The organism is Acidimicrobiales bacterium (assembly GCA_040219515.1).
In the GTDB taxonomy this organism is placed as follows: domain Bacteria; phylum Actinomycetota; class Acidimicrobiia; order Acidimicrobiales; family Aldehydirespiratoraceae; genus JAJRXC01.
Genome location: JAVJSI010000007.1, coordinates 181,886 through 193,486, shown reverse-complemented (window position 1 = coordinate 193,486; position 11,601 = coordinate 181,886). Strand labels below are relative to the sequence as shown.

Annotated in this window: 11 protein-coding genes; 7 read left to right on the top strand and 4 right to left on the bottom strand. The window is 68.6% G+C overall.

What is annotated here, in order from left to right; translation table 11 throughout:
- Positions 1-80: 80 nt before the first annotated feature.
- Both RIB98_05400 and RIB98_05395 read left to right on the top strand, forming a co-directional pair.
- On the top strand, positions 81-2,516 hold the full coding sequence (locus tag RIB98_05400) for a DNA translocase FtsK 4TM domain-containing protein (GenBank protein MEQ8840393.1): 2,436 nt from the start codon (positions 81-83) through the stop codon (positions 2,514-2,516).
- A 24-nt stretch (positions 2,517-2,540) separates the two neighbouring features.
- Entirely contained in the window at positions 2,541-3,485 is a 945-nt protein-coding gene (locus RIB98_05395; GenBank protein MEQ8840392.1) for a calcium/sodium antiporter, read from the top strand.
- Here the strand turns inward: RIB98_05395 and RIB98_05390 are convergent.
- Genes RIB98_05390 through RIB98_05375 form a run of 4 tightly spaced genes read right to left on the bottom strand, consistent with a single transcriptional unit; the run spans position 3,408 to position 6,273 of the window.
- Entirely contained in the window at positions 3,408-4,025 is a 618-nt protein-coding gene (locus RIB98_05390; GenBank protein MEQ8840391.1) for a ferric reductase-like transmembrane domain-containing protein, read from the bottom strand. The genes RIB98_05395 and RIB98_05390 overlap by 78 nt on opposite strands.
- Complete coding sequence (locus RIB98_05385) at positions 4,022-4,954, bottom strand: FAD:protein FMN transferase (GenBank protein ID MEQ8840390.1); 933 nt, start codon at positions 4,952-4,954, stop codon at positions 4,022-4,024. Before RIB98_05385 ends, RIB98_05390 begins: the two co-directional genes overlap by 4 nt.
- Complete coding sequence (locus tag RIB98_05380; GenBank protein MEQ8840389.1) at positions 4,944-5,600, bottom strand: hypothetical protein; 657 nt, start codon at positions 5,598-5,600, stop codon at positions 4,944-4,946. Before RIB98_05380 ends, RIB98_05385 begins: the two co-directional genes overlap by 11 nt.
- A complete protein-coding gene (locus tag RIB98_05375) occupies positions 5,593-6,273 on the bottom strand; it encodes a hypothetical protein (GenBank protein MEQ8840388.1) in 681 nt (226 codons plus the stop codon). Before RIB98_05375 ends, RIB98_05380 begins: the two co-directional genes overlap by 8 nt.
- Before the next feature lie 158 nt (positions 6,274-6,431).
- Between RIB98_05375 and RIB98_05370 the strand changes: the two genes are divergently transcribed.
- The 5 genes from RIB98_05370 to RIB98_05350 are packed head-to-tail and all read left to right on the top strand — an operon-like array spanning position 6,432 to position 11,600.
- Positions 6,432-7,097, top strand: a complete 666-nt coding sequence (locus RIB98_05370) for a response regulator transcription factor (protein MEQ8840387.1) — start codon at positions 6,432-6,434, stop codon at positions 7,095-7,097.
- A complete protein-coding gene (locus RIB98_05365; GenBank protein MEQ8840386.1) occupies positions 7,094-8,452 on the top strand; it encodes an ATP-binding protein in 1,359 nt (452 codons plus the stop codon). The genes RIB98_05370 and RIB98_05365 overlap by 4 nt, the downstream gene beginning before the upstream one ends.
- 36 nt (positions 8,453-8,488) lie before the next feature.
- Complete coding sequence (gene rimO, locus RIB98_05360; protein ID MEQ8840385.1) at positions 8,489-9,760, top strand: 30S ribosomal protein S12 methylthiotransferase RimO; 1,272 nt, start codon at positions 8,489-8,491, stop codon at positions 9,758-9,760.
- Complete coding sequence (locus tag RIB98_05355) at positions 9,753-10,331, top strand: CDP-alcohol phosphatidyltransferase family protein (GenBank protein MEQ8840384.1); 579 nt, start codon at positions 9,753-9,755, stop codon at positions 10,329-10,331. The genes rimO and RIB98_05355 overlap by 8 nt, the downstream gene beginning before the upstream one ends.
- A gap of 18 nt (positions 10,332-10,349) precedes the next feature.
- Positions 10,350-11,600 (top strand): competence/damage-inducible protein A, encoded by a 1,251-nt coding sequence (locus RIB98_05350; protein MEQ8840383.1) that lies wholly within the window; start codon positions 10,350-10,352, stop codon positions 11,598-11,600.
- The last annotated feature ends 1 nt before the right edge of the window (position 11,601 follow it).

Below are 11,601 nucleotides of genomic sequence, written 5' to 3'. Positions count from 1 at the left end.
CGAGCCGGTTTCCCCTACTCGGCCGTCCGAGGCGGGGTGCCCCAGGGGCGGCACACCGCACTGGTAGCGTCGGTGTCATCGTGGCCACGAGAGCGAATTCGCCCAAGAAACGCGCCCCGGCGAAGAAGTCGCGGGCCACCAAGGGATCGTCGGCGTCCCGTGACGCGGTCGGCACGGTCCTGTCGGCCCACCAGGCCGACATCTGGGGCGTCGGTGCCATCCTCGTGGGCCTCCTGGCTGCGGCCAGTGTGTGGCTCGGCGCCGCCGGCGTGGTCGGCGACGTACTCGACGACGGGCTGGCCCTCGGCCTCGGCCTGCTGCGGGTGGTCGCACCCCTCGGGCTCGTCGGCCTCGGGATCGTGCTGATCCGCGGTGACGAGTTGGAGACCTCGGAAGCGGAGCGAATGGCTCGGGTGGCGGTCGGCGGTGCGCTGACGCTCGTGGCCCTCGCCGGACTGCTCCACGTGTCGCGCGGTCGGCCCGGGTTCGACAATGGGGTCGGCGAGATCGGTGCGGCCGGCGGGGTGCTCGGCATGGCCGTCGGGGGACCGCTTCACGGCCTTCTCGCGCTCGCCGGCAGTGTGCTGATCCTGATCGCGCTGGCGCTGGTCGGGGTGATGGTCCTCACCGGCTTGTCGGCCCGCGAGCTCGGCAGCGGCTTCGCCCGGGTCATCGGCCCGGCATGGATCGCACTGCGGCGTGGGTTCCGCAGCCTGTTCGCCGACCCCAACACTCCCGACCCGAGCAGCCCCGACATGGGAAATCCCGACGCCACGGTCGACGTGCGAGATGCCACGCTCGCCCTGGAGGCGGCCGAGGCCGAGGCGGCGCTCGAGATGGAGCCCGACCCGTCGACGAAGCCGCGCAAGGCGAAGAAGGTCGACCCGGTCAAGGAACAGGAACAGCAGGCGCTGCCGGTGATGGACCCCGGCGATTGGACGCTGCCCCCGCTGGCCATGCTGGCGCGAAGCGACAAGCAGGAGATCGACGCGGCCGAGGTCGCTGCTCGCGGCCAGCTTCTCCATGCCGCCCTCGCGCAGTTCGGTGTCGAGACCACCCTGCTCGAACCCGTGGTCGGGCCCACCGTCACCCGCTATGTGCTCGAGCTCGGCGAGGGTGTGAAGGTCAGCAAGCTCGAGAGCCTCCGCAAGGACATCGCCTACGCCATGGCGTCGCCCGACGTGCGCATTCTCGCCCCGATTCCGGGACGCCGTGCGATCGGCGTCGAGGTGCCCAACACCAGCCGGGAGATCATCACCGTCGGCGACATCCTCGGGTCGAGAGAGGCCCGACAGGCCTCGCATCCACTCGAGGTGGCGATCGGTCGCGACATCAACGGCAAGAACATGATGATCAATCTGGCCACGATGCCCCACGTGCTCATCGCCGGCGCCACCGGTGCGGGCAAGTCGTCGTGCCTCAACTCGCTGCTCACGTCGATCCTCATGCGGTCCACGCCCGATCAGGTGCGCCTCATCCTCGTCGACCCGAAGCGGGTCGAGATGGGCCAATACGACAAGGCCCCCCACCTCCTCACTGCGCCCGTCACCGATCCCCGCAAGGCCGCCAACGCACTGGCGTGGGCGGTACGCGAGATGGAGCGGCGCTACGACCTGCTCCACAAGGTCGGCTTCCGCGACATCACCGGCTACAACAACGCGGTCGACGCCGACACGCTCGAGGTCGGCCTCGGCGAGGTCGGCCTCGGCGAGGTCGACGAGCGTGGCGAACCGCTGAAGTACCGTCGCCTGCCGTTCATCCTCGTGGTCGTCGACGAGCTCGCCGACCTCATGATGGTTGCTGCCCGCGACGTCGAGGACTCCATCGCTCGCATCGCCCAGATGGCGCGTGCCGTCGGAATCCACCTCGTGATCGCCACCCAGCGCCCGTCGGTCAACGTCATCACCGGTGTGATCAAGGCCAACGTGCCGGCCCGTCTCGCGTTCGCGGTGTCGAGCCTCACCGACTCTCGGGTGATCCTCGATCAGCCCGGTGCCGAGCGGCTCGTGGGCAAGGGCGATCTCCTCATGCTCGGCCCGTCGTCGTCGTCGCCGCACCGTGTGCAGGGCTGCTGGGTCGAGGAGGAAGAGGTCCGGGCGATCGTCAAACACTGGCGCGATCAGGCGCCGGAGTTCACCGACGATCAGACCGTGGCGTTCGAAGGCGAGGGTGGAGGAGGTGCTGCGAGCGCCGGCGGCGAACCAGCGCAGCTGCCCCCGTCGTTGCCCGGCGGCGTCACCAACACGCCGCCGTCGCTCGACCTCATCACCGACGCGCCTCCGCAGGAGGAGGACGACGGCGACGACCTGTTCGTGCAGGCGATGGAGCTCGTGGTCCAGACCCAACTGGGGTCCACCTCGATGCTCCAGCGCAAGCTCCGGGTCGGGTTCGCCCGGGCCGGTCGCATCATGGACCTCCTCGAGGAAAAGGGCGTCGTCGGCCCCTCGACCGGGTCCAAGGCGCGAGATGTGCTCATCTCGCCCGATGAGCTCGCGGCCCGTCGTGGCGAGGACTGATCCGCTCGTAGACTCCGCCGTCGGATGCTGCTCGGACTCGCTCTCGCCCTCGGAGGGCTCATCGTTCTGACGGTGGCCTCCGACCAGTTCGTCAAGGGTGCTGCCCGGCTCTCCGTCATCTTCAAGGTGGCCCCCGTGGTGGTGGGCGCCGTGGTGATCGGCTTCGGCACGAGTGCACCGGAGATGGTTGTGTCGGGGCTGGCGGCCTTCGACGACAATCTCGACATCGGCGTCGGCAACGTCATCGGGTCCAACGTCGCCAACATCTCGCTCGTGCTCGCAGCGGCATCGTTCGTGACGGTCATTCCCGTTGATTCGAGCACGATCCGGCGGGAAGCGCCGCTGTCGGTCGCCAGCGTGCTCGTCTTCGCCGGCTTCATCCAGGGTGACCTCACACGCCTCGAGGGCGGCCTCCTCGCACTGCTCCTCATGCTCGTGCTGGTCTGGATTCTGCGCTCGGCCCGCAGCGGCGATGCGCTCGTGGAAGACGTCGAGGAACTCCTCGGCGACGACGAGCACTCGGTCGGCACCGAGACCGTCCGGACGGTCATCGGCCTCGTCTTCGTCGTGCTCTCCGCCTGGTTCATCGTCGAGGGCGCCACCCGAATTGCCGACGAGCTGGACCTGTCGGGCGGTTTCGTCGGGTTCACCCTGGTCGCCGTGGGGACGTCGGCGCCGGAGCTGGTCACCGCCCTGGCAGCCGCTCGTCAGCGAGAAACCGACCTGCTCGTCGGCAACCTCCTGGGCTCCAACGTCTTCAACAGTCTCGCCGTCGGCGGCGTGATCGGCGTGGTCGGTCCGGGTCCGGTGGTCGACACCCGTCTCGCCGAATGGGGTTCGGTGATGATGGTCGTGATCGTGGTCATCAGCTGGATGATGATGATCACCGGCTCACGTGTCACCCGCCGCGAAGGTGGGGTGCTGCTGGCCCTCTGGATCGCGAGCGTCGTGATCCTTTCGGGGGGATGAGCGCTCGGGCTTCCTCGCCCCGGCGGTGATCAGGCGATAGAGCAGGGCGAGCATGACCGCCACCGCAGCGACGATCGACGTGATCGCGTAGAGGCGGTTGGGGGCATCCGTGCCGGCGTACGTCCCGTGCAGGCTCGCCATCCAGAACGTTGCTGCGCTGGCTCTGTGTATCCCTCGCCAGATCCGGCGGGGGATGCGCTTCATGACGAGCGACGAGACCTCGACGGCGACCAGCAGCCACATGGCGAGGACTCCCCAGGCCACTGCGCCGGTCTTGTAGTCCGACGCGAGTGGGACGGCGATGTCGGCGACCGAGAACTGGACGTAGCTGTCGGCGACGAGGGCCGCGATGTGGATCGCGGTGAAGCCGACAACCAGAGCACCCAGCCATCGGTGGAGGTCGAGGAGCCAGGCCGGACGGCGAGTCGCCGAGAAGAGATCCGTGGCGAGGACGATGCCCCAGAGCACCGATGCCGTCAGGATCAGCCACGCCACGACCCCCGAAGCCCGGGCCAGGTACCACCAGAACTGCGGATTCACGTACGTGCTCCTGCCATCGAGGGGTCGCCGGCGACGAGTGCGCCGAACCGGACTTCGGTCCTGTCGTTGCGCACGGCCAGTCCCGACAGGCCCCTGCGGTCTGCGTACGCCGCAACATTCGCGCTGCCGCCCAGCAGGAGCGCCGTCGCATGGGCCTCGGCCTCCCAGCCGGTCGGAGCGACGAGCGTCGCGGCGGTCAGGTCCGTCGCCGCGCTCTGTCTGGTGCGGGGATCGATCGTGTGATGTCGTGAGACGCCTTCCGAGATCGACCGACGTTTTCTCGTGCTCGACGTGGCGAGTCCGCCCCCGGAGACGGTCAGGCGGGTGCGCGCCGCGTCCGGCTCGAACGGGTCTTCGACATCGATCGTCCACCCCTCCGGGTGTGGTGGCCGACCGGCGACGGTCATGTCGCCTCCGATGCTGACGAGCGCGCCGGCGGTGCCGCCGTCGAGAGTGGTCGCAACCACCAGATCAGCGGCGAGTCCCTTGCCGATGCCGCCGGCATCGAGCGCGAGCCCGGCCGGGAGCCGAACTCGGGATCGATGGGGATCGAGTTCGGCATCGTCGACGGACTGGCCCGGGCACGGGAGGTCGACCACGATCGAGCGGCGGCTCGGCTCGTCCCTGCTCTGGCCGTAGCCGGTCTCGACGATCTCGAAGAGAAACGTCGGGTCGAACGCCCCGTCGGTGAGCGCGTGGGCGGTCTGCATCGTGGCCACCAGCGTCATCGTCGCGCTGGAGACGTCGACCCAGGCGTCGTCGGCGAGGTTGAGCATCGACAGTTCGCTGCCCTGGTCGAACCGCGTCCAACGCCGATCGAGGTCGTGCAGACGCACGATGGCCGCCTCCATCGCGTGCGGAACAGGGTCGACAAGGACGACGCGGGCGTCGCACCCCATCACCCGGAACTGCGCAGTCTCAGCTGCCACTGGTGGTCGCCGCCGGTGCGGGGGCGGGAGCGGGTGCCGCTGCGGGTACCCGGACCTCGGTGATCACCGGCGTGGCCGTCAGCGGCGTCGGTGCAGCTGCGGCCGGCACGGCGGCAGCGGCCGCCGGTGCCGGCGTGACCGTCGACCCGGCAGCGGTTGCGGGAGCCGCAGTGGGGGTGGTTCGTGAATGGAAGACGACGACCACTGGTCGGCCGCCATCCGACAGCTCTCCCGTCAGTACGCCGCCTTCGGGTATCAACGCGAGGTCGATGTCGTTGACGGTGAAGCCCGGAGGCAGCGTCCCCGGCAACACACGAGCTACGCCGGCACCCGACCCGGCGCCGGGGACGGTCGTGGTCTCGACGGGCAACCCGGTCGCCTCAGCAGGTAGAGCGGCGGCGTCGGGTTGCGCTTCCGTCCCGGCGGTGGCCTCCACTGCGAGCACGGCGGTGATGCCGAACATCGTGGTGGCCCCGATGCCGGCGGCGAGGATTCGCCCGCCGGCGGCCGGGTGTGGGCGCCGACGGCGCCGAGCCGGGTCCCGGGCCGGCTCCTGGGTCGGCCGGGGAGCCGACGGTTGGCGGCGCTGCTGCAGCCGAGCGACCCGGTCGAGCGACGCCTGGTCGATCTCGTTCGGCTCAGTCATCGTCGTCGGCGCCCTCGTACTCGTCGTGGTCGTCGTCGTCCTCGTGGTCGTCGTCCTCGTGGTCGTCGTCGTGGTCGTCGTATTCGTCGTCCTCGTCCTCGTCGTCGTAGCTCGGAGCCGCGGACGGTGTCGGCGCCGACGTGGGCGCGGGCACTTCGATGACCACCGGTGCTTCGACGGAGGCGCTGATCGTTCCGTCGACGTTCAGCACGGCCTGGAACACGAGGACCGTGGGACCGTCGAAGGTGACGGTGAGCGCTCGGGGCGAGGTCTCCGAGACCGTAGAGGTGTAGCCCGTAGTGGGCGTGACCGATTCGACCTCGATTCGGTCGCCGTAGTTCTCGACGACGATCTCGCCGGCGGCGTCGACGGTGAATGCCTCGTAGGTCGAGGATTCGTCATCGCCCTGATCGTCGTCGGACTTCGGTCCGTCGACGGTCGAGCCCGGCAGAGAGGTGGGGGAGAGGAGTGCGTCGAGGTCGTCGACGTAGACATCGACCACGTCGACACCGACCGGGTCGTTGGTCGTCGGCGCGACGGCAGCGGAGAGCTGGCCGACCTCGCTGGAGTCGGCAGCGTTGAGGATGCCGATGTTGGCACCGACGGCAGCGGTGCCGGCAACGAGCACCCCGACAATCGATGCGGTTGCGGTGAGAGCAGTGCGGCTGACCATGGGGGAACCTCCGAGAGAGTGGATTCTTCAGGCTTCGTCCCGACAGTACGAACGGTTGATCCAGCGTCTGGCCACGAAAAGGTTAGGAAACGGCAAAGATCGCTCGAAGCCGCCGGCTCCGGTCGGGCAATGACGTGCGGGTGTGCCACGCTGGCGCCATGAAGCTGCTGGTCGTCGAGGACGACGCGTCGATCTCGGGTCCGCTGCGCACGGGTCTCGTCCGCGAGGGATTCGAGGTCGAGATCGCCGCCACGGCCGAGGAGGCCCTGGCGGCCGAGACGCCCGACCTCGTACTCCTGGACCTGGGTCTGCCCGACCTCGACGGAAGGGTCGTCTGCCGTCAGCTACGGGAACGGTCGGCGGTGCCGATCATCATCGTGACGGCACGCGGTGACGAGGTCGAACGGGTGACGCTGCTGGAGGCGGGGGCCGACGACTTCCTGGTCAAGCCGTACGGGTTCCGTGAGCTGGTCGCCCGTATCCGCGCCGTGCTGCGCCGGTCGGCGGCGCCGGAATCCCCGCTGATGGAGCGAGTGCTCGGGCCACTCCTGATCGACCAGAAGTCGCATCGCGTCGAAAGGCACGGCGACCCGGTCGCCCTGACGCCACGTGAGTACGACCTGCTGTGCTATCTCGCCACCGACCCCGGTGCCGTCTTCGCCCGAGACCAGATCATCCACGACGTGTGGGACGAGAACTGGTGGGGATCGACGAAGACCCTCGACGTCCATGTCGCGTCGTTGCGCAAGAAGATCGGCGCCGAGATGATCGAGACGGTGCGGGGCGTGGGCTTCCGACTCGTCGACGACGAGTCCGACGGATGACCCGCCGACTCGTACTCGGCTATCTCGCCATCACGACCTTCGTCCTCGCAATTCTCGGCATACCGCTCGGGATCTTCTTCGAACGCCAGCAGATCGACGGTCTGATGACCGACCTCGAACGCGATGCCACCGTGCTCGCCACGATCTACGAGGATGCGTTGCAGGACGTGCTCACACCCGATCCGCGCCCCGCGGCCGACTATCAGAGCCGAACCGATGCCCGGGTCGTGGTCGTCGACGACCGAGGGATCTCGCTCGTCGACACCGGCGCCGCGACCGACAGGGACTTCGGAACCAGGCCCGAGATGGTGGCGGCTCTGGCCGGCAACCACGTCACCGGTTCGCGCCATTCCTCCTCGCTCGAGACCGACCTCGCCTACGCCGCGGTGCCGGTCGCGTCAGGCGGAACGGTGTGGGGTGCGGTACGCCTCACACTCGACGCCGAGCAGGTGCGAAACCGGGTCGAACGGTTCTGGTGGGGACTCGCGGCGGTCTCGGGCGTCGTGGTCGTTGCCGTCGCGGGTGCCGGTTGGGTGGCGGCCCGCTCGATTTCGCGTCCGCTGCGTGAACTCCAGGACACGGCCGGACGGTTCGCGGCCGGTGACCTCACACCGACGACGGGGCAGGAACGACTTCCCGAGCTCGCAGCCCTCGAGACGTCGATGAACACGATGGCGACCGCGCTCGATGATCTCCTCCAGCGACAGCGCCGCTTCGTCGCCGATGCATCGCACCAGCTGCGGACACCACTCACTGCGCTGCGGCTCCGGCTCGAGAATCTCGAGGTGAGCGCGGCCGAGTCCGACGCCGACCAGGCCGAGGAGTTGGGACGAGCCATCGACGAGACCCACCGTCTCGCCCATCTGATTCAGGACCTTCTTCAGCTCGCGACGGTGGAACGGTCCCGCTCGGCCGAGCGGATCGACGTCGTGGGAATCGTTCGTGACCGGGTCGACACATGGACGGCCATGGCCGAAGACAGCGAGGTCTCGCTGGAGGCGTCGTTCGTCGAGGGCGACCTGGTCGGCTCGTTCGCCCCCGGCGGTCTGGAACAGATTCTCGACAATCTGTTCGAGAACGCCATCCGGGCATCGCCGCGAGGTGGCGTGATCCGGGTGCGAGTGGGACGGGAGCAGTCTTTCGCCCGTGTGGAGGTCAGCGACCAGGGTCCGGGGTTGTCCGACGACGAGAAACGCGCGGCAACCGAACGATTCTGGCGGGGTGACCCGACCACGGAGGGAACCGGTCTCGGCCTGGCGATCGTCGTGCAACTCCTCGCGCAGTCGGGAGGCACGTTCTCGTTCGAGGACAACGAGCCGACGGGGTTGACCGCCTCCTTCACCGTCCCCCTCTAGGCTGTTCCGGTGAACGGCCCGGCCAAGACTTTCCACTTGACCACGCTCGGCTGTCCGAAGAACGAGGTCGACTCCGACAAGCTCGAGGGCACCCTGGTGGCCGACGGCATGATCGCCGTCGACGATGTCGACGCCGCGGACCTGGTCGTGGTGAACACCTGCGCCTTCATCGAGGAGGCTCGGGCCGAGTCGATCGACACGATCCTCGCGCTCGCCGGTCAGCGCCGGCCGGGTGCGCAGCTCGTCGTCACCGGCTGCATGGCCGAACGCCACGGCGACGAGCTCGCTGCCGAACTCGACGAGATCGATCTCGTCGCCCCGTTCGGCGCCGCGCTGACGTCGACCGCGTCGTCCTCGGTGGCCGTGTCGCTCGGCAAGACCCGGCGAGCGCCCGATTTCGACCTCCTCAATCTGCCACGGCCCGCATCGGCTCGACCGTGGGCCTACGTGAAGATCGCCGAGGGCTGCGATCGCGCCTGTGGATTCTGTGCCATTCCGACGTTTCGTGGCCCCCAACGCAGCCGAACGATCGAGCAGATCCTCGACGAGGTCGAGCAGCTCCAGGCGAAGGAGATCGTGCTGGTGGCCCAGGACCTGGCCGCCTACGGCCGCGATCAGGGCGTGGGGGAGCGGGCGATCGTTCCCCTCATCGAGGCGGTGGCCGATCGGGTCGCGCGGGTTCGGCTGCTGTATCTCTACCCGTCGGACCTCAACGAGCGGCTGATCGACACCATCGGGGCCACGGGGGTTCCCTACTTCGACCTGAGCCTGCAACACGTGTCACCACCGCTGATGCGGCGGATGAAGCGCTGGGGTGACGGCGATCGTTTCCTCGAACGAATCGACACGATTCGTGGCCGCGAGCCCGACGCCGCATTCCGCTCGAACTTCATCGTCGGTTACCCCGGCGAGACCGAGGACGACCACGACCGGCTGCTCGACTTCGTCGAGGCGGCCCAACTCGACTGGTGCGGGTTCTTCGCCTATTCGAAGGAGGACGGTACCTACGCCGCCGACCTCGACGGCACGGTCGACGCCTCGTTGCGCGACGAGCGGCTGGCCGAGCTCCGCGAGATGCAGGACCGCATCACCGCAGAAAAACGTGACGACCTGATCGGTCGTGAGGTCGAAGTGCTCGTGGACGAACCCGGAGTCGGACGAACGCATCGCGAAGCGCCCGAGATCGACGGGATCGTCGCGGTGCCCCACACTCTCGAGGTGGGAACGTTCGCGACCGTCGAGATCACCGGGGCCATGGGCCCCGACCTCGAAGCCGACCAGGTACCGGAGACGGCGTCCCGTGGCTGAAGTGCTCGAGCCCCGCCAGGCCGGTATCACCCATCCGGCCAACCTCCTCACGATCACCCGGCTCGTGTTCGCACCGCTGCTGTTCTGGCTACTGCTCGACGCCGAGGCGACCCGAGGTGTGTCGTGGGCGGCGTTCGGGCTCGGCGTCACGTTGGCCAGCACCGACTTCTTCGACGGCAAGGTGGCGCGCCGGGCCAACGTGGTCAGCCGCAGTGGCGCCTTCCTCGACCCGCTCGCCGACAAGGTCGTCATCCTCGGATCGAGCTTCTGTCTCGTCGCGGTGGAGCGTTACTGGTGGGTGCCGGTCACGATCATGGCCGTGCGCGAGCTCGGCATCACCGCGTGGCGCAGCCGCTGGGCCCGCGAGGGCCTGTCGCTGCCGGCCCGCACGTCGGCCAAGTACAAGACCGCGATCCAGGGCATCGCCCTGGCCGCGGCGGTCATGCCCACGCTCGAGGACGAGGACACCGCCGTTGTCATCCTGTTGTGGGTCGCCGTCGTCTGGACAGTGGTCACCGGCATCCAGTACCTGATCGACGGCAAGAGCGCACTCAGCGTCACCGGCGACTGAGTCCCTCTCGGAGGCAACATGAAGTGCGAAGTCGTCGCGGTCGGGACCGAACTCCTGCTCGGCCAGATCGTGGACACCAACTCCTCGTGGATCGGTGAACAGCTGGCGTTGGTCGGAATCGACAGCCACTACCAGACCAAGGTCGGTGACAATCTCGGCCGCATGGTCGAAGTGCTGCGCCAGGCCGTCGACCGCAGCGACGCAGTGATCGTGTGTGGCGGCCTGGGGCCGACGCAGGACGACATCACTCGTAGCGCCATCGCCGCGGTCATGGGCGTCGAGTTGGTGCGCGACCAGGAGATCGTCGAGAGGATTCAGGCGATGTTCGGCGGTCGGGGTCGCGAGATGCCCGACAACAACCTTCTGCAGGCCGACGTGCCCGTGGGCGCCACCGTCAACCCGGCGATGCCCGGCACCGCGCCGGGGCTGATCTGCCCGCTCACCGGTGCCGACGAGGGCAAGGTCATCTATGCCGTGCCCGGCGTGCCCTGGGAGATGCAGCAGATGGTGATGGCGGGTATCCTGCCCGATCTTCAGGCCCGGGCCGGGATCACCTCGGTCATCCGGAGTCGCACCCTGCGCACGTGGGGCCAGTCCGAGTCCGGCCTGGCCGAGCAGCTCGACGAGGAGATCACCCGACTCGACGGCGACGGCACGGCGACCATCGCGTTCCTGGCCAGCGGGTGGGAAGGCCTCAAGGTTCGCATCACGGCCAAGGCCCCGACCGAGCCCGAAGTGATCGCCATCCTCGACGAGGAGGAACAGCGGGTACGCGAGATCATCGGCGACATCGTGTTCGGCCTCGACGACGACACGATGGAGTCGGTCGTGATGGAGTTGCTCCGGGCCCGGGGCCAGACCCTCGCCCTCGCCGAGTCATTGACCGGGGGCCTCATCGCCAGCCGTCTCACCGGCCACGCCGGATTCAGCGATGTCTTCCGGGGCGCGGTCGTGCCGTACCACCGGGACCTCAAGCAGTCGATCCTCGGCACTCCCGACGTCCCCGCGGTGTCCGAGGAGATGGTGACGGCCATGGCCGAGGGTGTGTGTCGCGCGCTGGGTGCCGACGTCGGCATCGCGGTGAGCGGCGTGGCCGGGCCGGAGCCCCACGAAGGGGTCGACCCCGGGGTGGTGTGGATCGGTGTGCATCTCAACGGCACGACCGAGGCGATCACCCTGACACTGCCGTTCGACCGCGAGCGCATACGGCAGTTCACCTGCATCATGGCGCTCAACATGTTGCGCACCCGACTGTTGGCGGAGGCCTGAC